Source organism: Vibrio sp. TMPB1044, from assembly GCF_030442075.1.
Lineage (GTDB): Bacteria > Pseudomonadota > Gammaproteobacteria > Enterobacterales > Vibrionaceae > Vibrio > Vibrio satsumensis.
The window spans coordinates 38,291-64,873 of the sequence record NZ_JAUJED010000020.1; the positions used below are offsets into that span (position 1 = coordinate 38,291).

The 26,583-nt window shown below is 45.2% G+C and carries 18 protein-coding genes; 6 read left to right on the plus strand and 12 right to left on the minus strand.

Going from position 1 to position 26,583, the window contains the following annotated elements:
* Positions 1-46: 46 nt before the first annotated feature.
* The 6 genes from QQ041_RS13840 to QQ041_RS13865 all read left to right on the plus strand — a co-directional run bounded on the left by QQ041_RS13840 (position 47) and on the right by QQ041_RS13865 (position 6,459).
* Positions 47-415 (plus strand): YacL family protein, encoded by a 369-nt coding sequence (locus QQ041_RS13840; RefSeq protein ID WP_285954246.1) that lies wholly within the window; start codon positions 47-49, stop codon positions 413-415.
* Between the two features lie 240 nt (positions 416-655).
* A complete protein-coding gene (gene glnK / locus QQ041_RS13845) occupies positions 656-994 on the plus strand; it encodes a P-II family nitrogen regulator (protein ID WP_004738200.1) in 339 nt (112 codons plus the stop codon).
* 27 nt (positions 995-1,021) lie between these two features.
* Positions 1,022-2,251: an ammonium transporter gene (locus tag QQ041_RS13850; RefSeq protein WP_146490638.1), complete on the plus strand. Its 1,230-nt coding sequence runs from the start codon at positions 1,022-1,024 to the stop codon at positions 2,249-2,251.
* Between the two features lie 295 nt (positions 2,252-2,546).
* Positions 2,547-3,560, plus strand: coding sequence for a Fe(3+) ABC transporter substrate-binding protein (locus tag QQ041_RS13855; protein WP_048658180.1), 1,014 nt, complete (start codon positions 2,547-2,549; stop codon positions 3,558-3,560).
* Between the two features lie 245 nt (positions 3,561-3,805).
* A complete protein-coding gene (locus QQ041_RS13860; protein WP_285954247.1) occupies positions 3,806-5,431 on the plus strand; it encodes an iron ABC transporter permease in 1,626 nt (541 codons plus the stop codon).
* Complete coding sequence (locus QQ041_RS13865) at positions 5,431-6,459, plus strand: ABC transporter ATP-binding protein (RefSeq protein ID WP_285954248.1); 1,029 nt, start codon at positions 5,431-5,433, stop codon at positions 6,457-6,459. Before QQ041_RS13860 ends, QQ041_RS13865 begins: the two co-directional genes overlap by 1 nt.
* A gap of 150 nt (positions 6,460-6,609) precedes the next feature.
* Here QQ041_RS13865 and QQ041_RS13870 read toward each other — a convergent pair whose 3' ends face one another.
* From QQ041_RS13870 to rsmC, 12 genes are all read right to left on the minus strand, one after another.
* The gene (locus QQ041_RS13870) at positions 6,610-8,022 is read right to left on the minus strand and encodes a phosphoglucomutase/phosphomannomutase family protein (RefSeq protein WP_285954249.1); all 1,413 of its coding nucleotides are present in this window, start codon (positions 8,020-8,022) and stop codon (positions 6,610-6,612) included.
* A 74-nt stretch (positions 8,023-8,096) separates the two neighbouring features.
* Positions 8,097-10,502, minus strand: a complete 2,406-nt coding sequence (locus QQ041_RS13875) for a N,N'-diacetylchitobiose phosphorylase (RefSeq protein WP_017066806.1) — start codon at positions 10,500-10,502, stop codon at positions 8,097-8,099.
* 127 nt (positions 10,503-10,629) lie between these two features.
* Positions 10,630-12,576 carry a beta-N-acetylhexosaminidase gene (locus QQ041_RS13880; RefSeq protein WP_285954250.1) on the minus strand — a complete coding sequence of 649 codons (1,947 nt, stop codon included), beginning with the start codon at positions 12,574-12,576 and terminating at the stop codon, positions 10,630-10,632.
* 12 nt (positions 12,577-12,588) lie between these two features.
* Positions 12,589-13,473, minus strand: coding sequence for an N-acetylglucosamine kinase (locus QQ041_RS13885; protein ID WP_285954251.1), 885 nt, complete (start codon positions 13,471-13,473; stop codon positions 12,589-12,591).
* Positions 13,474-13,475: 2 nt separating this feature from the next.
* A complete protein-coding gene (locus tag QQ041_RS13890) occupies positions 13,476-15,197 on the minus strand; it encodes a glycoside hydrolase family 9 protein (RefSeq protein ID WP_285954252.1) in 1,722 nt (573 codons plus the stop codon).
* A 97-nt stretch (positions 15,198-15,294) separates the two neighbouring features.
* Positions 15,295-16,290 (minus strand): ABC transporter ATP-binding protein, encoded by a 996-nt coding sequence (locus QQ041_RS13895; RefSeq protein WP_060982642.1) that lies wholly within the window; start codon positions 16,288-16,290, stop codon positions 15,295-15,297.
* Positions 16,291-16,377: 87 nt separating this feature from the next.
* Entirely contained in the window at positions 16,378-17,361 is a 984-nt protein-coding gene (locus QQ041_RS13900) for an ABC transporter ATP-binding protein (protein ID WP_048658172.1), read from the minus strand.
* 2 nt (positions 17,362-17,363) lie between these two features.
* Complete coding sequence (locus tag QQ041_RS13905; protein ID WP_146490646.1) at positions 17,364-18,389, minus strand: ABC transporter permease; 1,026 nt, start codon at positions 18,387-18,389, stop codon at positions 17,364-17,366.
* Positions 18,390-18,391: 2 nt separating this feature from the next.
* The gene (locus QQ041_RS13910) at positions 18,392-19,378 is read right to left on the minus strand and encodes an ABC transporter permease (protein WP_017633262.1); all 987 of its coding nucleotides are present in this window, start codon (positions 19,376-19,378) and stop codon (positions 18,392-18,394) included.
* A gap of 169 nt (positions 19,379-19,547) precedes the next feature.
* Positions 19,548-21,230: an ABC transporter substrate-binding protein gene (locus tag QQ041_RS13915; protein ID WP_060982640.1), complete on the minus strand. Its 1,683-nt coding sequence runs from the start codon at positions 21,228-21,230 to the stop codon at positions 19,548-19,550.
* Between the two features lie 699 nt (positions 21,231-21,929).
* Complete coding sequence (locus QQ041_RS13920; RefSeq protein WP_285954253.1) at positions 21,930-25,319, minus strand: response regulator; 3,390 nt, start codon at positions 25,317-25,319, stop codon at positions 21,930-21,932.
* Between the two features lie 216 nt (positions 25,320-25,535).
* Positions 25,536-26,558: a 16S rRNA (guanine(1207)-N(2))-methyltransferase RsmC gene (gene rsmC, locus QQ041_RS13925; protein ID WP_146490648.1), complete on the minus strand. Its 1,023-nt coding sequence runs from the start codon at positions 26,556-26,558 to the stop codon at positions 25,536-25,538.
* Positions 26,559-26,583: the final 25 nt, after the last annotated feature.

Below are 26,583 nucleotides of genomic sequence, written 5' to 3' on the forward strand. Positions count from 1 at the left end.
CTCGCCTCATTTTTAACCCTGTCAGCAGTCACTGCGTGGAGCCACTATGGAATTCGAATTTACTAGAAACACTTTGATGGGTGAGTACTACGTGAAATGCAGTATGGGGCATGAGATCGTTGGCCGTTGGCTACAAGAAGAGATTGGTAAAGATAAGCTGAAATTAGATCATGTGATGGCGCTTATTGAGCAATCTCGACAGGATCTGAGCAATGAAGTGACCCTGCTTGGCAAAGAGATCAGCCTAGCGATTAATGAAGATGAAGTAACGATTCAAGAAAACGTGTTAGCGCATGAGCAAGAAATGGAAGAGGGCAGTGAGTTCGACTTCTATAACTGTGAAAGCCAAGCAAGCTGTGGAATCGATGACTTTGAACTACTCATCGAACGCTGGATGGATTTTTTAGGTTACTAGTTTCTAACACTTATCTGTTAGCCATTCTGAGCTTTGAAGGCTCCGTTGCCCAAAACTGGAGCAAGTAAGAGCATTACGCATTAAGATAGTGAAAAGGCCGCACCATATTGGTGCGGCCTTTTTCGTTTTTATAGTCCTATTATGTATATGTTGTTTTAAATCAAGTGCTTAATGTTTTGGCACGCTACTTGGATTGTTATAAGAGAATTAACGGATTAAGTAAGAATTTAAGGAAAGAATATGAAATTAATAAATGCCATTGTTAAGCCATTCAAATTAGACGATGTACGCGAAGCGCTCTCTGATGTGGGTATTGAAGGTATGACTGTTTCTGAAGTGAAAGGCTTTGGTCGTCAGAAGGGACACACTGAATTGTATCGTGGTGCAGAGTACCAAGTGGACTTCCTACCAAAGGTGAAGCTAGAGATTGCTACCCAAGCTGAAAATGTTGACCGAGTTGTTGAAGCGATTAGCCAAGCGGCACATACCGGAAAAATCGGCGACGGCAAAATTTTTGTGTATGACCTAAGCCAAGCCGTACGAATCCGTACTGGTGAAATGGATGCTGAAGCACTTTAAAGAATTACAAGGACTGGAGACTTTAATATGGAACTTACAACAACAGTAACGGAACTACGTTACGCACTAGACACTTTTTTCTTCCTCATTTCAGGTGCGTTGGTAATGTGGATGGCAGCAGGCTTCGCAATGTTAGAAGCTGGCCTAGTTCGTTCAAAGAACACCACTGAAATTTTAACTAAGAACATCTGCTTGTACGCAATTGCTTGTACAGCGTTCTTAGTGGTTGGTTACAACATCATGTATGTCGACAACGGCGAAGGCGGTTGGTTGCCATCATTCGGTACTCTGATTGGTACTCAAGGTGAAGGCGCAGACCACTCTCTAGAATCAGACTTCTTCTTCCAGGTAGTATTCGTTGCAACTGCAATGTCGGTGGTATCTGGTGCAGTTGCTGAGCGTATGAAACTTTGGTCGTTCCTTATCTTCTCGGTAGTACTAACAGCATTCATTTACCCAGTTGAAGGTTACTGGACTTGGGGCGGTGGTTTCCTATCAGAAGCGGGTTTCAGTGACTTTGCAGGTTCGGGTATTGTACATATGGCCGGTGCAGCAGCTGCATTAGCTGGTGTTCTACTACTTGGTGCTCGTAAAGGTAAATACGGTAAGAACGGTGAAATCTACCCGATTCCTGGTTCAAACATGCCGCTTGCAACACTAGGTACATTTATTCTTTGGTTTGGTTGGTTCGGTTTCAACGGTGGTTCTCAACTGATGGTTTCAGATTTCGAGAACGCGACAGCAGTGGGTCAAATCTTCCTTAACACCAACGCAGCAGCTGCAGCAGGCGCAATCGCAGCACTACTAGTATGTAAAACGACTTGGGGCAAAGCAGACCTAACAATGATTCTTAACGGTGCGTTAGCTGGCCTAGTAGCAATCACTGCAGACCCTCTATCACCATCACCTCTATTCGCAGTAGCAATTGGTTCGGTATCTGGCGCATTGGTTGTGTTCAGCATCATCGCTTTAGATAAAGCTAAGATTGATGATCCAGTTGGTGCTATCTCAGTGCACGGTGTGTGTGGTTTCTTCGGTCTAATGGCAGTGCCACTGAGTAATACTGACGCAACGTTTAGTGCTCAACTATTGGGTGCTGCCGTAATCTTCGCATGGGTATTCGGTGCGAGCCTAGCGGTATGGGCAGTGCTTAAAGCAACAATCGGTATTCGTGTTAGTGAAGATGAAGAGCTAGAAGGTATGGACATGCACGATTGTGGTGTCGGCGCTTACCCAGAATTTGTATCAGTAAAATAATCAATAGTATTTGTCTAATCTGAACGGGTTAGGCAGGACAAAGCAAACCCCATAGCCATTGGTTGTGGGGTTTTGTTATTAATGGTCGAGTAGTTTTGATTGATGTAGATAAACCGAGCTAGCCGGCAACTCTTCGCAAGAATAAGCGGTCACTTTGAAATGAATTGTTACAAAAGTGCGAGGCTGATGACGCAGAGCGAACAATTTTTTTGTCGGACATCATTGTAATTGTGTTACTGATGAATATAATAACGCAACTGATATAGATTATCATTTCGATATAAAGGATTTTACCATGAAAAAACTGCTAACACTTTCAGCTCTAGCGTGTAGTGTCATTGCCCCTGCTGCAATGGCTGCGGAAGAAGTGAACGTATACTCTTACCGTCAACCTTTCCTAGTTGAACCAATGTTCAAGGAGTTCACAAAAGAGACTGGCATTAAAGTAAACGTTAAGTTTGCTAAAAAAGGTTTAGCAGAAAAGTTAGCTCAAGAAGGCGAATACAGCCCTGCAGACGTAGTGTTAACTGTAGACATCAGTCGTCTATCTGAGCTAACTAAACAAGGTTTAGTTCAGTCTGTTGAAAGCGAAGTTCTTGAAAAGAATATTCCTGCTCAATACCAAGATACAAACAATGAGTGGTTCGCTCTAACAACACGTACACGTAGCGTTTACTCTTCTCGTGACCGTGTTGGTCGTCTAGGAGAGGAGTTTACTTACGAAGATCTAACTAAGCCTGAATTTAAAGGCAAGATCTGTACGCGTAGCGGTAAGCACCCATACAATGTTTCTCTAGTATCTTCGATGATAGCTCACAAAGGTGAAGCTGAAACGAAAGAGTGGCTAGAAGGCGTAAAAGCTAACCTAGCACGCAAGCCTCAAGGCAACGATCGCGCACAAGTTAAAGCGATTAAAGAAGGCCTATGTGATGTTGCTCTTGGTAACAGCTACTACCTAGGCAAGATGGTTAACGATAAAGAGCAAAAAGCTTGGGCTGACGCTGTTTACATTAACTTCCCTAACCAAGAGACAACGGGTACTCACGTGAATATCTCTGGTATGGCAATGGCTAAATACTCTCCAAACGAAGAGAATGCCGTTAAGCTAATGGAATTCCTATCGGGTAACACAGCACAAAGCATGTACGCAGAAGTGAACTATGAATACCCAGTGAAAGCTGATGTTAAACCTTCTGAGCTTGTTGCTTCATGGGGTGAATTCAAAGCAGATACAATTTCTCTAGACCAAATTGCTGACCATCACGCAGCAGCAATCAAACTATTAGACGAAGTTAAGTTTGATCTTTAATTTATTACTGTAGGCTTCGGCCCAAGTAAAATGACAACCTCAAGTCACCATTTTCGGTCACTTGAGGTTGTTTGTTTTTGGAAAATCACTTTTTGATACAAAGCTAGCTGTTGATCCCTTGAGTTATGAGCATCTCACCTTGAAGTCGTTACAGTATATGGGTATAAATAACCCCACCATTAAAAGGATATGAGATGTATTTGCAAATGCATTTGTGTTTCATTAAGCCTCGTTGTAGTTAGGCGATGAAAGAAAAGAATTATTTATGGAACACCAGTAGCGGCGTCATTGCTGTCTTGCTGGTTTTACCGATCTTAGCGATTTTTACGACGGCTGTTGGAGAAACAGATGAGCTATTTTCTCATCTGATGTCCACAGTGATGCCCACCTATGCTTACAATACGGTGGTTTTAGTCATCGGAACCATGTTCCTGTCTTTGGTTTTTGGTATTCCGTCTGCTTGGATTATGGCAATGTGCCGTATACCGGGCGAGCGGGTTTTGCAATGGGCGCTGGTACTGCCATTAGCAATGCCAGGCTATATTGTCGGGTATATTTTTACCGATTGGTTCGACTTTGCTGGCCCTGTTCAAGTTCTACTGCGAAATCTTACTGAGTGGGGACCTGGTGAGTATTGGTTCCCGGATATTAGAACCTTATCTGGTGCTATTATTGTTCTGTCTCTCGTTCTCTATCCTTATGTTTACTTGCTGTGCCGAGCGGCATTTATGGAGCAAAACGTCTCCTTACTGCAATCAGCTCGGTTGCTAAAATGCTCACCTTGGGAAAGTTTTCGTCGTATCTCGTTGCCACTTGTTCGCCCATCAATGGCCGTAGGTCTATCGCTTGTTGCAATGGAAACCATTGGTGACTTTGGTACCGTGAGTTACTTTGCAGTCAACACCTTAACGACAGCGGTTTACGATACCTGGTTAGGTTACTCAAGTTTAACGGCTGCTGCGAAAATATCGGCAATTATGCTGGTTATCGTGATCCTACTGTTGAGTTCAGAGCGCTACAGTCGTCGTAAACAGAAACTGTTCCAGAATCAATTCAGCAGTCGTGAAGACTTTCGTTACGACCTGTCCGGTTGGAAGAAGTGGTTGGCACTATTTTGGTGCTGGGGATTAGTGTGCGTTGCATTCTTATTCCCTCTAGGCCAGTTGATGATCTATGCCTACAAATACTTTGCACAAAGTTGGACGCCTGAATTCAGAGAGTATGCGGTTAACAGCCTTTATGTGTCGGTGGTAGCGGCAATTATTGGTGTAATTGTAGCGATGATTGTTAACTTCAATCAACGTGTTAGCCCGAGTAAGAAAAATCAGGCTTATATGCGTCTCGCTTCGATGGGCTATGCCGTTCCAGGCACCGTGTTGGCTATTGGTGTGATGGTGCCTGTGCTGTTTATGGATCACTTAGTCAATGATATTGCGAAAGTGATGGAGTGGGGGCGCCCGGGGCTGATTTTCTCTGGCTCTATGTTTGCGCTTATTTTTGCGATGGTCGTGCGTTTCTCTGCCGTGGCGATTGGCAGTGTTGAAAGTAGCTTGAGTAAAATCTCTCCTTCATTGGATATGGCTTCTAAAACTATGGGTTGCAATACCAACCAGATGTTACGTCGTGTTCATTTACCTTTGATTAAACGCGGTGCGTTGATCGCAGGTTTACTGGTGTTTATCGAATCAATGAAAGAGTTGAATGCGGCATTGTTGCTACGTCCTTTCAATTTCGAAACATTGGCGACTTACGTTTATAACTATGCCTCAGATGAGCACCTAGAATTGGCGGCAATGCCTGCTGTATTATTGGTGTTGGTGGGTTTAATTCCTCTGATCATCGTAAACCGTTCTTTGGAGCAGAAACACTAATGAGTTGTGCATTATCAATTAAAGATCTGACTTGTAAATATGAGTCGCAAACTATCTTGGAAGCGCTCTCGTTAGAAGTAGAGCATGGTGAAATTGTTTGTCTTCTTGGTGCTAGTGGCTGCGGAAAAACCACCTTACTTAAGGCGATTGCCGGTCTACTTCCATTGAGTAGCGGTGTAATGAGCCTGAACTGTCAAACTATCGATGACAGCGATAATTGGTTGCCACCTGAGCAACGAAACATAGGTATGATTTTCCAAGATTACGCCCTGTTTCCGCACTTGACGGTAAACCAGAATGTTGGCTTTGGCCTTAAAGAGCTCTCTGAGCAACAAAAGAAAGAGAAAGTTCAAGAGATGTTGGAACTGGTTCATTTAGATGAGTTCGGTGACCGATACCCACATCAACTTTCTGGTGGTCAACAACAGCGTGTTGCGATTGCCCGATCTTTGGCATACAAACCTGACTTACTGTTGTTAGATGAACCATTCTCGAACATCGATACTCAAGTTCGTCATGAGCTGATTTCTCAAATTCGTAAGATCTTTAAGAAGCAGGGTGTTACCGCTATTTTTGTGACTCATAGTCGCGAAGAGGCATTTGCTTTCGCAGATAAGATGGCTGTAATGAACCATGGTGTGATTGAACAGTATGGTTCGGCATCTGAGTTGTATTTCCACCCTTCGAGTAAGTTCGTTGCTGATTTCCTGGGTGGTGGCAGTTATCTGAATGCACAGCGTATTTCAGGAAATGAATTTGAAACAAGCTTAGGCCTGATAGAAGCTAAAGCACAAACTCAGATTGAAGTGGGATCGGAATGTTCGTTGTTACTAAGACCACAGCAGATCCAAGCAAGTTATGAGCAAGACAGCGCTATTTCAGTGCTAGAACAGCAATTTATGGGAGACCACTGTCGCTATGTTATTGAAGCTCATGGTCAGAAGTTGTTGGCAACCTCATCAGAAGCGCTTGAAGTGGGTATGCCAGTAAACGTAAAAGTCGATACCAAAGGCGTGTTGGCTTTTTAAAGGGATACAACACGATACTAATCGTTACAAGAATCACGATAAAAAAGCCCAGCACTTTAATTAAAGTACTGGGCAAGAGTTCTTCACCTATAGGCTTTAACAAGGCAGTGATTTGTTAAATCCCATACAAAACTGCTGCACTCTATAAGCCTATAGAGAGAGGAAGTCTTTCACTTTTTGAAGAACACGTTCTGCAGTGTCTTTATCTTCCATTTCTGCGAAGATTCGTAGTAACGGCTCTGTTCCTGAGAAGCGAGCAATTACCCAGCCGCCATTCTTGAAGTACACCTTGGCACCATCTTCATAGCTGACTTTTTCAATTTCGTATTCAAATTCAGGCAGTTGCTTCTCTACATAGATCTTGGTGTAGAGTGCTTCTTTCTCTGAAGGCTTAAACTTGCAGTCGCCTTCAGCGGTGTAGGCATAGCCGTATTTGGAATAGATCTCATCAAGCAGTTCAGACAGCTTTTTGCCCGTCACGCTGATCATTTCAACCAGCAAGCTAGAAGCAAATACGCCGTCTTTACCTTTGATGTGACCACGAATGGTTAAACCACCTGAGCTTTCTCCACCAATCAGTGAGTCATCGGCTTCCATTTGCGAGCTGATATGTTTAAAGCCTACCGGAACCTCAAAGCTCTTCTCGCCGTGATCAGCCGCCACTTTATCTAGCAGGTGTGTGGTTGCGATGTTACGCACGACAGAGCCCTTCCAACCTTTGTATTTCAGTAAGTAGTAGTAAAGCAGCAATAACACTTCGTTAGGATGAATGAAGTGACCTTTCTCATCGATAATGCCTAAGCGGTCGGCATCGCCATCGGTACCGATACCGATGTCATAACCTTCAGCGGCTACTAAGTGCTTCAAGCGATAGAGCGTTGCGGCATTTGGCGATGGCATCAAGCCACCAAAATCTGGGTTTTTGCCATCGTTGATGACATCGACATCACAGCGACCGTTAATCAGTACTGTTTGCAGAGCATTTTTTGCTACGCCAAACATAGGGTCGATAAGCACACGTAGGTTGGCTTTCTTGATCGAATCGATATCAATAAAGTTGATGATCGAATCCACAAAGTCGTTCATCGGATTGATGATCTCGATCTCTTTGTCATTTAACGCTTGTTCGAAATCGACACGGATAACGTCTTCGTTAGTTAGGGTTGCGATTTGCTGTTCGATCTTCTCGGTGATGATCTCGTCAGCATCACGACCACCTTCAATGAACACCTTGATACCGTTGTAGTCTGCTGGGTTGTGAGAAGCGGTAATACACGCTGAGTAGGTACACCCCATCTCTTTTGCTTGGAACATCACGATAGGTGTTGGAACGAATTTATCAATGAAGCTTACTTTGATGTTATTCGCTGCCAATACTTCTGCAAACCAGCATGCCGCTTTATCTGAAAGGAAACGACGGTCATAACCGATCACAAAACCATTCTTGGCTGCATCTTCGTTGTTAATGATGTTAGCGAGCGCTTGCGCTACTAAGCGAACGTTCTCTCTGGTGAACTCTTCACCAATGAAAGCGCGCCAGCCACCTGTACCAAATTTAATCATTAGAAAATCCTTTTAGTCTCATTGTCTCAAGCCTGTAAAGACTTGAGACAAGAGCTGTTCGTTAAATTGAGTGACTAGCCTAGAACAACGACAACGTCGTTCACGCTGCCTTCTGCTTGTACTGGGATTGCACCTTCAACTGACTCACCATTGATAGTGATAGAAGCAACGCCTTTGCTTACTGCATTCGGGTTTTGCACCGTGATGTTGTAAGTTGCGCCACGCCATTGGCGAGTAACCTCGAACTCTGGCCAATCAGTCGGGATACATGGATCAACCGTTAGGCCTTCAAAGCCGGTACGAACACCAAGAATGAAGTTAGTTACCGCGAAGTAAGCCCAACCAGAAGTACCCGTTAACCAAGGGTGGTTTGCACGGCCATGGTCTTGGTGATCTTTACCCATGATGAACTGCACGTACGAGTATGGTTCTGCGTAACGTGTTTCAATCATGTCGTTTTGGTTGTACGGGTTAAGTGCATCGTAGAACTTCATCGCACGGTCACCACGACCTAGCTTCGCTTCTGCTACCCAAGCCCATGGGTTAGGGTGAGAGAAGATTGCGCCGTTCTCTTTTACGCCTTGGTAAACGCGAGTTACGAAGCCGATGTCATCGTTTGGTGTTGCGAATGATGGAGAGTTTAGGTGTAGGCCGTATTCAGAGAATAGGTTCTCATCCACTGCATCCATCGCTTTTTCACCACGCTCTTGAGAAACCGCACCAGACAGAACTGCTAGTGTGTTTGACTCAAGGTGTACACGACCTTCAGCTTGTTGAGCAGTACCGATCTTGTCACCATTTTTGGTTAGACCACGGATGTACCAACCGCCTTCGTCATCCCAAAGGTGTGTTTCACACGCTTCACGTACGTTCGCTGCCATTTCTGTGTATTTAGCAACATCAGCATCGTTATTGCGGAACTTAGCAAGGTCTAAGAATTCTTGTAGCGCCCAGAAGTGAAGGAACGAAACCATTGATGACTCACCACCACCAAGGTTCAAGCAGTCATTCCAGTCTGCGCGAAGACCCTTACAGATCCCCGTTTGACCAACGTATTCTGCAGAGAAGTTCAGTGCGGCTTTCATGTGTTCGTAAACCGTTGCTTCACCACCGTCTGCGTAAGGAATCACTTCGTCAAAGAAGTCGTGCTCGCCAGTTTCCATTACGTATTTGATGATGGTTGGTACGATCCATAGGTGATCATCAGAACAGGTGTCTTCAATGCCGTGGATCTTGTCGTCATCTGACGGTGTTGGAACAACCGTTGGTGATTTTGATGGCTCAACGTCGGCTTTCTCTGGATCGAACCAGTCAGGATCGAACAAGTGAAGACCGTAGCCCGCTTTCACTTGGCCGCGAAGCAGGTCGATAATACGCTTCTTGGTCATTTGTGGGTTGGCATGAGGTACTGAGATAGCATCTTGCGCAGTATCACGGTAACCAAGGCCAGTACGGCCACCAACTTCGATGAATGATGCAAAGCGCGACCAAACCACACAGGTTTCGGCTTGGTATAGCGTCCACGTGTTGATCATGGTGTCTAAGCCTTCGTTCGGAGACTTAACTTGGAATTTGTTGCAACGCTCGTCCCAGTGATCTTTGATACCTTGGAACGCTGCATCGACATTTGCAGTGTCTTGGTATTTCTCACGTAGGCGCTCGCCGTTCCCTTTACCGATACCTAGTACGTACGCAAAGCGAACTTCTTCACCTGGTTGAATCGTGAATTGTTTATGCAGAGAACCACAGTGGTTGTAACAGGTTTGAGCGCTGTTAGAACATTTACCGTTTTCAACTGCAATTGGGTTCGCTTCATCACGATACATGCCAAGGAAGTTGTCACGCTGGCCATCGTAGCTGTCTGGCGAGAAAGTTGAAGCTAGGTAGTAGAAGCCTTCAAAGTCGTTAGTGTTGTAGTACAGATCGTATTCCAGAACACCTTCTTGGTAAGACGTGCCCGCAGAGTACAAAGACATCTGATGGTTTTGGTTATCTGATTGAATATGACTGAAAGAGAACTCAACAAACGAGAAAGTGCTGATAGTACGTGGCTTATCAGTGTTGTTCTTTAGTACAACGTCCCAAACTTCTGCATCTTCACCTTTAGGTACGAATAGCGTCTTCGTTGCGGTAATACCGCTGTACTCACATTTGAACTTTGAGTATGACAGGCCGTGACGAACTTCGTAGTTCGCTTCATCGAGGCTCTTTGCCACTGGCTGCCAAGAGATAGACCAGTAATCACCTGTCTCATCATCACGTAGGTAAACATAGTGTCCTGGACGGTCAAATGTGCCGTTTGGACGGAACTTAGTAACACGGTTGTATTCCGGAGAATTGTAGAACGAGTAACCGCCTGCATTGTGTGAAATCACGGTACAAAACTTTTCAGTACCTAGGTAGTTGGTCCAAGGTGCTGGTACATCAGGGCGAGTGATGACGTATTCGCGATTGTCGTTATCGAAATAGCCGTATTTCATTGTCATTTCCTTTTTAACAAACTGCATCTATGCAGCTAATTTTTAAATAGTGATGCTGAGTCGTATCTGACTGAGCACCTTAATTTGAGTCAGCAATCACTCGATGTGAGTGTCGCTTTGGTTTGTTTTATTTAGCTTTCCAAGGGTTGCGATAATCAACATTGAGTCTGTCGAGTAATGGCAGATGCCCCTTTAGGCGAGATAGGTAATCTAGCCAGTTTCGGTTGTTTTTATGTGTCCAACATCCTTCAGCTAAAGCGCTAATTCTTGGGAATACCATGTAATCCATACGCTTTTGGTTGGTGACGATCTCACACCATAGAGCACACTGAATTCCGCGAATCCGCTTACGAATTGGGTCGGTGTCGGATATCTCAGCAAGTGCTTCGTAGGTATAAGCTTGTTCTAATGGGATAACGGCAGCCCAATCTACGCCCGGCTCTTCCGGTGCATAATCTTGGGTCATGTCGAGATAAGTAAATTGTGCCGGTTGCAGTACCACATCAAAGCCTTGGCGAGCACAATTGACAGCGGCTTCTTCGCTGAGCCACGAGTAGATGATGGTCTCTTTGCTTACCTTGTCGCCGTGCTGTGCTTCTTCCCAGCCCACCATGCGTTTGCCTAGTTGCTTGAGTTTATTTTCGGCATAGCGGAACAGGTGACCTTGCAAGTCTTTGCTGTCTTGGTACTGGTGCTCTTTCATCAGTGCTTGAGCTGCAGGGCTGTTGGTCCAAACGCCCGGTGGTACTTCATCTGCGCCCATGTGGATCAATTCGCTCGGGAAAAGTTCTGCGACTTCTTCAATCACAGCATCTAGGAACTGATAAGTACCTGGCAAACCTGGATTTAGCACGTTGTCGTTGTAGTGCTGAATACTCTTGTATTGTGTGGTGTCTGCTTGCTCTACTAGCATGTCAGGCAGTGACTTAATCGCAGCGCGACAGTGTCCTGGGATGTCAATCTCAGGGATAACCGTGATGCTACGCTGCTCTGCGTATTCAATGACTTCACGAACCTGTTGTTGCGTATAGAAGCCGCCATAGTTATCCGCAATGTGGGTGTATTGCGGTTCTAATGCATGGTCAGGTCCACGCCATGCGCCGACTTCAGTTAGCTGAGGTAGGCTCTTGATCTCGATTCTCCAACCTTCATCATCGGTTAGGTGCCAATGAAAAACGTTGAATTTGTAGTGCGCTAGTTGATTGATTAAGCGCTTCACTTGCTCCACAGAGTGGAAGTGACGTGCACAGTCCAGCATCATTCCGCGGTATTTGAAGCGAGGTTGATCGGCGACTTTGCAACATGGCACAGAGAAGTGCTCAGCATCTTGTTGTTGAACCAATTGGATTAAGCTAGCGACGGCATGGGTGAAGCCTGATTGACTGCCGGATTCTACGATAACTTGCTGCTCAGTGATCGCTAGCTTGTATTCGGCTTCGTCCAATGTCGGATTGCTACGAAATAGAATGTCGCCACTTTCGTCTTTTGAAAGTTCAGCTGAAAGCGCGTTTGAAAGAGCCAACTCAAAGGTAGAGAGCAATTCTTGCAGGAACCAAGAGGCGGCCATATCGGCAAGATGAGATTGAACCTCAATTCTGCAGTCGCTATTTAGCGCGAAGCTACCTTGCTGAAGTTCGATCTGATTAGGCTGAGGAATTAATGCCATCTCAGCAGCGTTCACTTCAGGTGTCTGATTGCGTTCACGGTATGGTGACGCCAGAACAATGGGTGATATCGCAACTGGCAGTACTGAGGTTTCGCCTTGGTGATGCGTTTGGATAAAGGCATCGTTTAGACCGTCAGAATAAAAACGGAATGGGGCGCTTTGAATGCTGAATTCAAGGTAGTAATGGTTGTTCGCCTTTAACACTGACGAACTTGGTTTGAACGAACAAAAACTGCCAACTTGAGTCAGTTCGCCCTGCGACAGACTCTCTTGAAGGATGAATCGATCAAACGCAAAATGCAGTGACCAATCTGTTACATCAAGATCACTTAAGTTATGTACCGTAAGGCCAAATCGGCAGTTATTTTTTTGTTCAGAGAGAACAGCTAAGTCGATGCGATAGTTCATATAACTTCCCTGCTAAGCCTGTTGATACAAGTTGTGTTGTGGTTTACCGGCAAACATCAATGCGCCTTCGATAGCGTCAAATTGAGGTTCAACGATCCATTGTTGTACTGGTGGTGATAGCCAGTTGAGAATGCGCTCAGCGATACTGCCCATCAGGCATACCTTATCCGCACCTTTACGATGAAGTGCTAGCACAAACATTTCGATATCAGCTGCGGTTTGCTTGAGCATCTCGATAGCTAGCTCATCGCCCTCGTTAGCGAGTTGAAAAATCACTGGCGAGAATTGACCGTAGTCTTTTGGAATCGCGCCTTTGGACCATTCGACGATGGCATCAACATCATTGCCAAAGTGGTTCATCACGTGTTGAGTGAGTGGTGTCTTGTTGCGAATGCCATCTTCAGCAAGCAGAACTTGTTGCATCAAGCGAAGGCCCATAACCGCGCCGCCGCCTTGATCTGAAATTGGGAATTCACGACCGCCAACCACGTGCTGCTCACCATCTTGCAGGTAGATGCCGCATGAGCCAGTTCCGCCAATCATGATTGCTCCTTCTTGGCCATTGTGAGCCCCAATGCAGGCACCATAAGCGTCGGTATTTAATGTCATGCTTGCGAAAGGGTGTGCTTGTGCCATGAAGTCGAGCCATGCTGATTTTTGCTCAGCACCAGCCAGAGCTAGGCCAACATGCATATTTGAAAAATGGTTTGAGTTTAGTTGCCCTTGTTGTGCCGCTTTTGTAATGGCATCAATAATTGAGCTCATTGCAACATCGACACCTAAAAGGATGTTAGCACTGCCACTTTTCGCTTCACCAATGAGTGTGCCTTGGTCATCTCGGATTCGAGCTCGACAAGATGTACCGCCGCCATCAATACCTATGAAGTAAAGAGTCATGATTATTGCTCCTTACTTTGTGCTAAGAAGTTGAACTGTGCAGCGGTTGCTAATAGGAACCAAGCGCCATGAGGGATCCATTGTTCACCCCAGCGCCAATTTTGAAGCATGTCGTCTTTTTGTGCTGGTGGATTAAACGCGATGTCTTGTTCATCTTCGAAACCAGCTGTGATGCCGTTGCAGATACCGCCCTTCGCATTGAAGAAACCAAGTTGTGGTAGGTAATCAGGGTTGTTGTGACCGTGACCATCGAGCATGCACATGTGGTATGGGTTGAGGCCCAAGATCCAGTCGAGGCTGTTTTGCGAAAGTTGGATCAAACGCTTTTTAAGTTCGCTATCTTGAATGTGTGGCTGAACTAAGTACGCCATGGTTGCGATTGAACCAAGGCGAGCGTTTTCGCCTTGCCACCAGTAACCTGTTTCGTTTTGCTGAGCGACAAAGAAGGCATCACGTTTATCACCATCGACAGACTTAACGTACTGTCTTGGGTAGCCAAATGGGTTAGTGACTTTGTCGGTAATGTTGATTTCGAACTGGCAAGCTTGTTCAACAACTGTGCGAGCCTGTTCTTTTAATTCATCATCGGTTTCGTTGTCGAGGTATTCGCATAGCGCAATCACAGGAAGACCAGCTTCGGCTGCATGGAAGTATGGTCGAGTGCCATCAGAATTCGCTGACCAGAAGTGCTCAAATGAATCATCTGACTGTTGGCGAGAAATTAAACGAGTTGCCCAAGTTCTTGCTTCTGATAGGTATTGCTGGTCTTTTGTTACGCGATACAGTTCATTGGCTGCGAGTAGGGCACAGTACTCATCGATGATGTTCTCTTCACCATCGTTTAGATACTGGAGGTTGTGCTCTTTTAGGTGCCAGTAACCCTTAGCAGCCGTATCAAGGTAAGTATCGCTCGAGTAGCTGCCAGAGATTTCAAGCTCAGAAGCGGCTGCCAATGCTGCGATAGCTGCACCAGCACCTTGTCGATGGCCTGCTTGTAAGTCTGTTGATTTATGGCCTTCTTGAGTCGCATAAGCGCAGATGTCGCGCTGGTTGATATCTTTGCTCCACTTATCGAATACTGTCATGTAGAAGTATCCAGCCGCGTCTTGCATACGCACTAAGAAATCAGCACCAAATAGCGCTTCTTCCGTTAGACGAGTCATGGAGAATTTAGGGAAGTCCGGATCGTCGCTGGTTAAGCGCACGCTTTTCAGCATGTTCCAAACGACCATTGGAATCTGTTGCGGGTTTAGGTAGTTGCCATAAGACAGGTGGCTAAAATACTTACTGACATCACCTGATGCATCATACCATCCACCGTGGACATCGACGTATCTGTCGGTACCGAGAATTTGTGCTTGTCGATCTTTCTTGTCGAAAATACCGCCACAGCGTTGTGACTTAAAGTAATGAAGCACATCAGAAAACGTGTGGTTCATTAATAGGTTGCTAGCAATCTCAAATACTTCAGAGCGCAGGTTGTCAAAACGTAGATAGTAGCGACCAGATTCAGTGACTGAACTGAAGTCGATAGTGAAGAATTGCCCTTGATGCCAATTTGCTACGTGGCCTTGTTTTACCACATCAAAACTTCCGACAGTGATATGGTTGTCTGCACAGACGAGTAAAGCCGTTGTGCTAGATAGGCGAGCTTTCTTAGTTTGTAAGATTGCCTGCTTGGGGCCTGTGGATTCATAGCCAATATGGTTGGTCAATAACAGCATCAATATTCTCCGACAGTCCTAGTTTCTATTGGCTAGGTACTTGAATGTTTTGGATATAAATAGGTAGGGCCCGCAGACCCTAACTTGATTTTATTGCTTAGCTTTCGTGTAGGTAACAACGTACAAAGTGGTTATCAGCTAGTTGCGTAACCCCTGGTAGCTGCTCTTTACATTTGTCCATTGCATGAGTACAACGACCTGCAAATGGGCAGCCTGCTGATACTGGCGTCCAAAGAGGGATCTCACCTTTGTTGCCAGCAAGTTGTTCATGGATCGATTTCTTAGGATCTGGAACCGCTGAAACCAGTAGCTGGGTATAAGGGTGCTGAGGGTTAGCAATAACGTCATCGGTATCCCCCCATTCCACCATGTGTCCCACGTACATTACCGATAGGTCTTCCGCGATATAACGAGCGGTTGCGATATCGTGCGTGATGTAAAGCAGAGACATTTGCTTCTCAAACTTCATCTCTTCCATTAGGTTCAAAACACCTGCACGGATTGATACATCTAACATTGAGGTTGGTTCGTCCGCTAGAACGACCTCTGCACCTACCGCGATGTTACGAGCTAGGTTGACACGTTGACGCTGACCACCAGAGAGTTGGTGAGGGTATTTTTGCGCCGTCTCTTTTGGTGGGATTAAGCCCACTTGCTCCAAAAGATCGTAAACGCGTTCTTCTAACTCTTTCTTGTTACCCGGGGATACTTTCTTGTGGATCAACAGCGGTCGAGCAATGTGGTGGAAGATATTGTGCGTTGGGTTCAAAGAACCAAACGGGTCTTGCCATACCATCTGCACGCCTTCACGGTAGTGCATAAGATCTTTTCTGCTTGAGATCTCTTGGATATCACGACCTTTGTATTCGATCGTGCCGCCTGAAGGTGCGTACATTTTTGCGATCATTTTTGCGGTTGTTGACTTGCCTGAACCAGACTCACCAACCACTGCTAGGCCGCGGCTTTTGTACATTTTGAATGACACGTCGTTAATCGCACGCATCATTGGGGTTTGAATTGTGGTACTGCTTATTGGGAAGTCTTTTACGACATTCTTGCCTTCAACCAATAATTGACCGAAATCTTTGCTCATAATTGTCTCCAGAATCCTTATTCGCTTTGCTTGTTTTTAGGTGGTCGAGCCGCCTTGTTCGTTATTCACGCTGAGTTAGCGTGCAAGCTATAGCTTCCTTTGTACTATTGGGTCACCGTACAGGTGGCAGTTAGACAAATGTCCCGGGTCGATAGAACGCAGCTTGGTTGGTACCTTGGTACACGTTTCATGTACACGGTCACAACGAGCTTGGAAACGACACCCTTCAGGGATCTCTAACAGGTTCAGAGGGTTGCCCGGAATACCTGCTAGTTTTGTCTTTGGCCCTGTCAGTGGAGGGAAAGAACTTCCCAGCCCTTTGGTGTAAGGGTGGTAAGGGTTTTCTAGAATATCTTGAGAGTTAGCCACTTCGATTAGCTCACCTGAGTACATGATGCCGATACGGTCAGAGAACTCGACCATCAATGACAGGTCATGGGTGATGAACAGAATCGAGAAGCCAAACTCTTCTTTCAGTGCATAAATCTTTTGTAGGATTTCGCGTTGCACAACCACATCAAGTGCGGTTGTCGGCTCATCCATGATGATCAGCTTTGGATTCAGTGCCAACGCGATAGCAATAACTAAGCGCTGACGCATGCCGCCAGAGAATTGGTGAGGGTAGTCACTCAATCGGCTCGGGTGAATATCTACGATTTCTAGTAGACCTTCAGCACGTTGTTTAGCTTGTTCACGAGTCATGTTGGTGTGACGCATGATTACGTCACAGAACTGCTCTTCCATTGGTAGGACTGGGTTGAGTGCGTTCATCGCGCTCTGGAATACCATCGACATCTCGCTCCAACGGAACGCTTGCATACGGTCATCACTGTATTCAAGGATGTTCTCACCGTTGAAAATAACCTCACCACCACTGATGTAAGCGGGCGGCTTATGAAGACGCATAAGAGAGAAAGCGACCGTTGATTTACCACAGCCAGATTCACCAGCTAGGCCGAATACTTCACCTGGAGCGATGTCGAAACTTACGTTGTTACACGCACGAACATCGCCAGACTCTGTGATGTAATCCACGCATAAGTTGCGGATAGAAATTAGTGGTTCAGACATGATTATTTATCTCCGCTCCAAAGTGCATTTTGTGGTGGTAGTTCTGGTTCACGTTCTTGTTTGTCTTGTGCCGCTAGTTTCTTCCAACGCTTCATGCCTTTATGAGAACGCAGTTGCGGGTTGGCAATTTCATCGACAGCGAAGTTAAGCAGAGCAAGGCCAGTTACAAGTAGTGTTAATGCGATACAAGGAGCCAATAGTTCCCACCAAGCGCCAATCAGCATTGATGAAGAGGTTTGAACGTTGTAAAGCATGATGCCCCAGCTGATTGTGTTAGGGTCACCAAGACCTAAGAACGAGATGGTTGCTTCCATCATGATTGCGTACATCACCGAACCGATGAAGCTTGCGCCAACGATAGAGATAAGGTTTGGCAGAATCTCTACGAAGATGATGCGGAATGAAGATTCACCCAAAACTTCAGCGGCTTTTACAAACTCTTTTTCACGCAGTGCTAAGGTCTGGGAGCGAACAACACGGGCGCCCCAAGCCCAGGACATAAAGCCGATAACCAAGGTTATGGTGAGTGGCCCTGCCTCACCAATAAAGGCTGCAACTACGAACAGTAATGGGTATTGAGGAATAACCAGCATGATGTTCATTGCGGCTGTCAAAATGTCATCGACACGGCCGCCAAAGTAGCCTGCAGAAACGCCGATAACCGTTGCTAGTAAACATACGGTAAGGCCCGCACCAAAACCTACAGCCAGAGATACACGTGCGCCGTATACCACTTGTGACCAAACGTCACGACCCATACGAGTTGTCCCCAGTACATGGTCTGCCTTCTTAGACATGATAAGTGTGCGACGGTCGTCTGCTAGGTTTTGAGCAACCCAGCCGTCAGGGTTCGTTTGTGCAGACTTAACGACGAAGCCAGGGTATTCGTGTGGGTTACCTGTACGTTTGTCTGGTACATGTTTGGTGATCAATGGAGCCGCAATAGCACCAAGAATAAAAATACTTAGGATGATGACGCCTGTTAGGGCCATCGGGTTACGCCAAATGAGTTTTAGAAAGTCTTTCATGATTATTTACCACCCTTACGAAGACGAGGGTCAAGAACAACGTAAAGCATGTCTGCAACTAGGTTAAAGAACAGCATGAATAGCGTCATGATAAGCAGCTGACCTTGCAGTACTTGGTAGTCACGAGCGTTAATTGCGTTGAAAAGTACGCTGCCAAGACCTGGGTAGTTAAAGATGATTTCGATAATTAACTGACCACCGATTGCCATACCTAGAGACATTGAAAGAGCAGTCACACTTGGTAGCATCGCGTTACGAGCTGCGTAGTTGAATACCACTCGGTTTTCGCTCAGGCCTTTGCCTTTCGCCATGGTGATGTAGTCTTCTGCTAGTAGGTTGATCATGTTGTTACGCATGTTTACTAGGAAGCCACCAATTTGAACAACAGAAGCACAGAACAGTGGTAAGAAGGCGTGGTAAGCGACATCTTTAATGAATGCCCAGCTTGTCCAATCTGGCATAGTACCTGCGGTGTAGGCGTAACCTGTTGGGAACCACTTTAAGCCAATTGCAAAGGTAAATAGTGCAATCATCGCGATAACAACTTGAGGAACAGCTTGTAGAATCAGCATCCCTGGAGTTACGAAGGCATCGTATTTACTGCCGCGTTTCCACGCTGCGAAAATACCTAGGATTGAGCCAATCGAGAAAGAAAGAATAACTGCAGTGCCTGCTAAGAAAAGCGACCAACCGAATGCTCCACCCAACAGTGTGTTTACAGAAAGTGGGTAGAATTGAATTGATGTACCAAGTTCCCAGCTAAGAATGTTCTTCATGTACGCTACGTATTGAACCAGTAGACCGCCATCAACGAAGCCTAATAGTTCTTTCATTGCAGCAATACGCTCTGGAGTAACTTGTACAGAAGCGTTCGCAAACATCATGGTAACGGGGTCACCAGGCATTGCTCTTGGAATAATAAAGTTTAACGTCGCAGCAACTAATAGCGCGACAAAATAAAATGACAAACGTCTTAAAAAATAACCCATAACTCACACCTTACTCACCCAGATTGTTTCCCTGTTTCTGGATTCAGGTCGCTCCTAGCGAAATTTGGAACGAAAAATCCCCTGACGACTAGCGCCATACTTTCAATTGAGAGTGTGGGGATTTTTATAAGCGGCGTAAGAGGTTACGCCGCAAGGATTGAACGATTACTTATTTAACTGGTTTTAGGTCCAGTACATGAAGTAGACGCTCTGGAATACCAGCCCAAATGTTTGGACGGCCTTTTGGATTTTCTTCGTTCCACCAACCAGTGAAGCGAGTTGTGTTGTATTGGTACATGTAAGCACCAGACATCACAGGGATTGTCACTTGGTCTGCAGCGATGATTTGCTGAATACCGTGTGCAATGTCTAGCTGCTCGTTCTTATCAGCTGTTTTGTAGAAGCTGTTTAGAAGACCATCTAGCTTGTCGTTTTTGTAGAAGTGCATAGCGAAACGAGGCATACCATCACCAGATTGTAGTGATGAGTTGTAAGCACTGTTCCAGTACGTGTATGGATCCGCACCGTGGAAGTAGTTTGTGTATGCTACGTCGTATGTACCTTCAAGCATTGCTTGATTGTAAACAGAGAAGTCAGGTGTACGAGCTTTCGCTTTAATACCGATTTCGTTCAGCTGTTCTACCGCTAGTTGAACTGTGTTGTTGAAGTCAGTCCAGCCGTTTGGCGATTGAATCATTAGTTCGAAAGACTTACCTGATGGAGTGTCAACAAAACCATCTTTGTTTACATCTTTGAAGCCAGCGTCAGCAAGAAGCTTCTTCGCGCCTTCAGCGTTGTATGTGTTGAAGCCTTTGTACTTGTTATGAGTTTTTTCATCAGACCAAGCTTCAAACGCGTAGCCAAGACCCGATGCGAAATCGTTCACAGTACCGCCACCGTAGAATGCGATGTCGATGATAGTTTGACGGTCAAGAGCCATAGAGAAAGCACGACGGAAGTCAACGTTGCTCAATGCTTCATGCTTCGCAGCATCAGGGTGCTTGAAGTTAACGATGAATGCCTGTGTACCTGCTGGCGGGTACCAGTAGTGGTGTTTAGGGCTAGCTGCTGCGTATGTACGATCGATATCTGGTACGAAAGAAGACGTCCAGTCCATTTCACTGTTTACAACTTTACCTAGGAATTGGTCGTTGTTCGCAATTTGTGGAACACGTAGACAGTCAACATCTAGGTTGTCTGCATCCCAGTAGTTCGGGTTTGCACACTGGATGTATAGTTGCGCTGTAAACGTATCGATCTCTGTAAATGGACCAGAACCTACCGGGTTCTCATTGGTAAACGTTGATGGATCTTTAACGTCTTTCCAGATGTGCTTAGGTACTACAGGTACTTTAGCAATCTCGTAAGGTACGTTTGAGTTTGCTTCTGTTAGAGTGAACTTAACTTGGTTGTCGTTCAATTTTTCTACAGAAGTTACCCAAGAGTTGATACCAGATTGGTCAAGCTCTGGCTTCTCTTTTACAAGGTTGAAAGAAAAAACAACATCATCAGCAGAGAAAGTTTCTCCGTCAGACCATTTAACACCCTTACGAATGTCGAAAACAACGCTCATCAGATCATCTGACATCTTGAAGTTTTCAGCTAGACGGAACACTGGAGTGTTACCGTGCATTTCGTTAAATACTACTAGCGGCTCATACATGAAGTCAGTTGTAGTATGTAGGTTAGTAGCACCAAGGTACGGGTTAAAGTTACGTACGAATGTAGTGTACTCTTTCGGGTGAACGGTCAGTTCGCTGCGTTCTGCAGCAGTTGCTACTGATGCAAAACCTGTTGTAGCAGTTGCAATAATTGCTGTTGCTATTGCTGTTTTTTTTATATTGGCAAGCATAGCTGTTCCTTACTATTTGCTTTCATTTCACTAATGGATTGAATGTTATCTGTCGCTAAATTGTTTAGTAGATACACACTCTGGTTAAAGGCCTACCTCTTCTTCGTTGCTCCAGATTCATCGTTGATTCTGAGAAGTGGTAAGAGTGGCCTGTAGGCCTTTGGCAGGAGTAAGAAAACACCTTATCGATGAATTAATCAAACTCGTTTCCCGTCAAAAACGTTAAAAATACTTAACTCCACGTCATTAACGTCAAAAATGGGTGGTTTGGTGGTTTTTTGTGCGCAATTGTTAAGGTGATGTGACTCGCATTTGATTTTGCAATGGCATCATAATGTTAGTGCTTACTTACTCTTTTAGCCTTTTTTTATAATGCCTTAAGGTGTGCTGATGTAATTGTAGATCTCGGTCACTTGCCAGTTTTACGTTAAATTTCCCTAGAGAATTAAATCTGCCGTTCTGTTGTGACTCGCTTCTCAAACTGCAACAAAGAGTCGGAGAACTGTGAAATTCAGCCAAGAATAAGCTTCTAAATAGCGATTGAGCAGGTGATTGTTTAAGCTTGAGTAACGTGTCATTTTGCTTGTTTAACACCGTGAAAGAAGTGTATTTGAATGGACATTCTTGTGTTTTGATTACGAATGATACCCACAAAAAAGCCCACGCTAGGTGGGCTAATAAGGAGGTATTGGTTCAGGTTTAACTGGTCAAGAGTTTCTGCAGTTTATCCCTTAGCATCTCAATATGCGTCCTCTCTGGTGTTTGTTCTTTACAGTGCTCAAGTATGAATTCGATAGAACTCAATACCGTTCGCCAGCGAGGTGTTTTTGGTAAGGTTTCGACGCGTAGGTATTTGTCTAGCGTTCGAGTTTGCAACGTACTGCGATCTAAGTAGACACGCCACAAGCCACTCTTCTCGGCGAAAGCAAATTTGGTTTCACCAGTCACCGATTCCCAGTAGATAATGGCATTAGTCATCGCATCGACTAAGACCTCACGCATTAACTCTTGCTTGTTTTTACCTTCTCCAGTGGCTTTATCTGCAAGACGAGTAAACTCACCACCGAGTTCTTTCAATTGTTGCAGTTTGTCCTTATCACCTTCAAATGCATAGCTAGAAAGCGCTTCAACAGCGGTCTCAAGGTTATTAATACGGTTTGAGTTAACGCCACCGCCTACATTAAAGATATACATGGTGTCGAGCCCTGAGCCTTCAGGTAGCTTAAGGATGTCACTTGGTATGCGCTGACGTGTGTCATCTATATAGATATCAATGTCACCGCAGTAGTGTGCTTGTTCCACCTTAAGGTATTTAGGTGCGATGATCTCGTCAGCCATTGAGCGTTTAAGTTGTTCTTGACCGCGCCTGAATAGCTTCGCTGCCGCTTCGTTAGCAAAGCGAATACGTTGGTCATCACGAATACAGATAATGGCCTCTGGTGCCGATTCTAACTGCTCTAGCAATCGTCCTTGAGTTTCCAACAGATTAGCTTCAACCATGGCTCGGTGTTTGAGCTCAAGTTGCAGTTGGTCGTTTTCAAGGCGCCTCTGTTCGGCTTTACTTGCTGATAGGTGCGCTGTTATTCGAGCCGCCAGTTCTTGTTTATTGAACGGTTTGGATAAGTAGTCATTGGCACCCGCTTCGAAACCTCGAACACGGTCTTCTGCTTGGTTGAGTGCCGTTAGCATGATGATTGGCAATTGAGCATGATCGTATTGCTTACGCAGTGCTTCACAAACCTGATAGCCGCTCATACCTGGCATCATTATATCGAGCAGCAGTAGTTCCGGTTTCTCTTTTTCAATTAACTCGATGGTTTCAGGGCCGTCACATGCAGTACGTACTCGATAACCTTCTAACTTCAAGAAGCTGTCTAATACTCGCAGGTTAACCGGCTCATCATCGGCGATAACCAGTAACGGACCATCTGGGTTTTCACTGATAACACTGTTTTCTTGTTGGCTGTTATCAATTAAATCAGGTGCTTGGAAGTGCGAGTAGTGACCTGATTCGTTGTAACTGTCCAGCTCATCTTGAGTAGCTAGGGGCAGGGTAAAGCTAAACGTAGTGCCAAGCATTGGCTGGCTACTTACGTACAGCGAACCGCCCATTAACTCAATTAACTGACGACTGATCGATAATCCAAGCCCAGCACCTTGGCGGTAGTTACTCGCATCTTGTCCTGCTTGAATCAATGGCTCAAAGATGTGTTCAAGATACTCGGCTGGAATACCTTGGCCAGTATCGACAACTTGTACACGAATGTTGTCGTCGATAACGCTGGCAGAGATAACAATTTTACCTTCTGAGGTGTACTTGATGGCATTGCCGACCAAGTTATACATTACTTGCTCAAGTCGTTGAGGATCCGATGAAACCAGCCCTAAATCACTTGGCACTTGGTTAATAATACGGATTGGCTTATTGCCCAACAGGTGATGAGACAACTCTAGGACCAAGCTGGTGGCTGCAGACAAATCAACGGCTGACTTCTTAATGTCCAAGCTGCCGTAACGCATCTTGTGGTAATCAAGCAGGTCATCAACCAGCGTAGCCAATCTTTGACCACTATTGATGATGATATCTAACTGGTACTTCTGGTTAGCCGGAATAGGACCATTCGCGCCTGATATCAGTGCTTCAGCGATACCAACCATGCCATGCAGTGGTGTTCTCAACTCGTGAGAGGTGGTCGCTAAGAACTCATCTTTGAGTTTGTTAGCCAGCTGTAACTCTTCATTTTGCTTTTGAATGGTCTTGAGGTTGTCTTCAAGCTCATCATTTTGGCTTTTGATCAACTGCATCTTTTCACGAATAGAGCGCTGCATTCGTTCAAAGCTTACCGCCAAACGACCGATTTCATCTTTACGTTCGGTATTGATCATCGTCTCATCAAGATCACCCGCAGAAACTTTCTCGGCTGCCCACGTCAGTTTAAGTAGCGGTGAGGTGATGAAGTTAGACAGATAGTGCGATGCGACAACAACCAGAATGATCGCGGTTAACATCACTATCACGAAGATCTTTTCTAACTGATGAATACGGGCAAATGCCTCTTTCTCCGGAAGCTCGACAACAAGAGCCCAAGTCGCGTACTTGAGTTCAATTGGTGTATAGGCTGCGATGATCGCTTGATTCAGGGTGTTGTCGAAGGTGCCAACCGCTGTTTCGCCAGCCAATGCTTTATCGACAACATCTAAGCTTAAGTTGATAGATTCTTGTGAATGAGCAAGGCTACGCGGCAGGTGATCATCACCCACAAGTAGTGTTTGAATATTCGAACTCTTGTTGAGATCCGCAATCAGCTTAGTAATGCCGTTGATTGGCAATCTAAACATCGCGTAACTGTGTAGGTAGCCCTGTTGAACGATAGGTGCGCCTAGCCATGCGGTCTGCTTGCCGTTCTCGTCTTTAAAGTCAGAAACGATAACCGGCGTGTAATCTTCGTTAGATTTGCGTCGGTCGGTTACGTCTTTCGCTAGTCGTTGAAAGGTAATACCTAGGTTGGAGTCCTTGTATTTTCCAGTCAGCAGGTTGGTGCCGTAATCATCATTTTTAAAGACGGAATAAGCGACGTTACCGTTGATATCAACCAAGAGAATATCGTCAAAATCAGAGCGTTTAAGCAGCTCTAGGTAAGCATTATGGTAGCGCTTGTGAAGTAGTCGATAACGCTCGCTGCCAATAAAGCTACTGGACTCTGGAAGAATCGACGTTTTGATTTGATCGCCAGATCCCTGAATGTAGCGTTGCTGCGCATTACTGCGTGCCTCGTCAATATCTAACCCCAATCGTTGGAAAGCATTGATCAAACCATAAAATCGCCCGCCACTGGCATTGGCCAATTCTGAGCGAACAAAGCCCATCACTTGGGATTCTTGGGCTTGTAGGTAATCGACAATTTGCTGCTGCTTAGTATCACGAACCGAAACAAGGTGTGAGGTGCTTTGTTCCTGGAGATCCTGACTGTGCGATTGGAGGAAAAACATCGCGATAAGTGTCACTGGGGTAATACTGAGGACAAGAAATGCCAGCATTAGGGTATTTTGAAGGCGCTTAAACTTCTGCTTACGATAGAATCTAAACATAAATTGGGTACTACTTTCCTTTGATGTACTGCTAAAAGGGGCGAAAACAAGTACAGAGAATAGAATTAACGGGTTCCAATTTAACGAAATTAACGAGTTTTTTTACTTTGACAAGTAAGTGGTATTTAAAGCGTGTGCAAAAGCTCATTTTTATAGAGTTTTGACAAAAATATGAACAGACAGCGCAGATAATGACCCTGCGCTGTGTTAGGTAGGCTATTTGCTTGCGTGATAAATCGCGAATTTAGTGGTCTTATTTAGAGTCGCGCATTTTCCAAACGCTTGTTCAATAATTGGAATGTATTTTAAGAAACTGTTCGCAACAATAATCATCTCACCAGAACGTTTCAAATGCTTAGGAGCCTGAGCAAGTAAGGTCTCAGTCGCACTGTAGCTAGTATCCAAACCTGAGTGGAATGGTGGATTACTGATGATGAACTGGTAGTCTTCTGCAGTATCAGAATAGACATCTGAAGCGAAGACTTTACCCGTTAAACCGTTCGCTTCTAGGGTTGCTTGGCTGGATGCCACGGCAAATGCACTGATGTCGCACATTTCTAGTTCGATATCAGGGTTACGAGATGCCATTACCGCGCCTAATACGCCTGCACCACAACCAAAGTCCAGTACTTTGCCTTTTAGTTTTGGCAGAGTATCAAGCAGAAGTTGGCTGCCGACATCGAATTGACCGTGACTGAAGACGCCAGGAAGGCTTTTTACCGTCAGAGGTTGTTCATCAATGTTAACCGTGTAGGTCTTAAACCAGTCTTGTAGGTTGAATGCTTGTGGTTGCTCGAAGCATTGACCCCAGTAGAAAGAGCAGCGACGTGCTGAATCGTATTTAACGACTTTGCCGTAAGGAGTAAACATCTTCTCGATGCTCTTCACGCCTGAGCGGTTCTCACCAACCACGACGATTTCGGTATCTTTGCCTAGCTTGGCAAATAACATCGCTAACAAAAATTCTGCTTCTGCCTTGGCCTTTGGCCAATACAGCATCACTAAGTCTGCTTTGGTCTCTTCAGTAAACTCAGCACCGTAAAAACGTTGGATGGTGTTACAGCCTTCCAATTGACGGTAGTAGCTGTAATTAGACGTAAATACAGAGACAGATTCACAATGTTTCGCTAACTCAACAGGGAACAAGTCTTCTGCCTCACCTGCAACTAAAACATGTTTGCCTTCAAAGTAGGCGAGTTGGCGTTGAGCAATCTGGCTTGGGGCAATATAAGCTGACATAGGATACTCTGTTGAATCGTTAGCA

Coding starts and splice junctions, on each gene's coding strand:
- QQ041_RS13840 (WP_285954246.1), top strand. CDS start 47: ATGGAATTCGAATTTACTAGAAACACTTTGATGGGTGAGTACTACGTG.
- glnK (WP_004738200.1), top strand. CDS start 656: ATGAAATTAATAAATGCCATTGTTAAGCCATTCAAATTAGACGATGTA.
- QQ041_RS13850 (WP_146490638.1), top strand. CDS start 1,022: ATGGAACTTACAACAACAGTAACGGAACTACGTTACGCACTAGACACT.
- QQ041_RS13855 (WP_048658180.1), top strand. CDS start 2,547: ATGAAAAAACTGCTAACACTTTCAGCTCTAGCGTGTAGTGTCATTGCC.
- QQ041_RS13860 (WP_285954247.1), top strand. CDS start 3,806: ATGAAAGAAAAGAATTATTTATGGAACACCAGTAGCGGCGTCATTGCT.
- QQ041_RS13865 (WP_285954248.1), top strand. CDS start 5,431: ATGAGTTGTGCATTATCAATTAAAGATCTGACTTGTAAATATGAGTCG.
- QQ041_RS13870 (WP_285954249.1), bottom strand. CDS start 8,022: ATGATTAAATTTGGTACAGGTGGCTGGCGCGCTTTCATTGGTGAAGAG.
- QQ041_RS13875 (WP_017066806.1), bottom strand. CDS start 10,502: ATGAAATACGGCTATTTCGATAACGACAATCGCGAATACGTCATCACT.
- QQ041_RS13880 (WP_285954250.1), bottom strand. CDS start 12,576: ATGAACTATCGCATCGACTTAGCTGTTCTCTCTGAACAAAAAAATAAC.
- QQ041_RS13885 (WP_285954251.1), bottom strand. CDS start 13,473: ATGACTCTTTACTTCATAGGTATTGATGGCGGCGGTACATCTTGTCGA.
- QQ041_RS13890 (WP_285954252.1), bottom strand. CDS start 15,197: ATGCTGTTATTGACCAACCATATTGGCTATGAATCCACAGGCCCCAAG.
- QQ041_RS13895 (WP_060982642.1), bottom strand. CDS start 16,290: ATGAGCAAAGATTTCGGTCAATTATTGGTTGAAGGCAAGAATGTCGTA.
- QQ041_RS13900 (WP_048658172.1), bottom strand. CDS start 17,361: ATGTCTGAACCACTAATTTCTATCCGCAACTTATGCGTGGATTACATC.
- QQ041_RS13905 (WP_146490646.1), bottom strand. CDS start 18,389: ATGAAAGACTTTCTAAAACTCATTTGGCGTAACCCGATGGCCCTAACA.
- QQ041_RS13910 (WP_017633262.1), bottom strand. CDS start 19,378: ATGGGTTATTTTTTAAGACGTTTGTCATTTTATTTTGTCGCGCTATTA.
- QQ041_RS13915 (WP_060982640.1), bottom strand. CDS start 21,230: ATGCTTGCCAATATAAAAAAAACAGCAATAGCAACAGCAATTATTGCA.
- QQ041_RS13920 (WP_285954253.1), bottom strand. CDS start 25,319: ATGTTTAGATTCTATCGTAAGCAGAAGTTTAAGCGCCTTCAAAATACC.
- rsmC (WP_146490648.1), bottom strand. CDS start 26,558: ATGTCAGCTTATATTGCCCCAAGCCAGATTGCTCAACGCCAACTCGCC.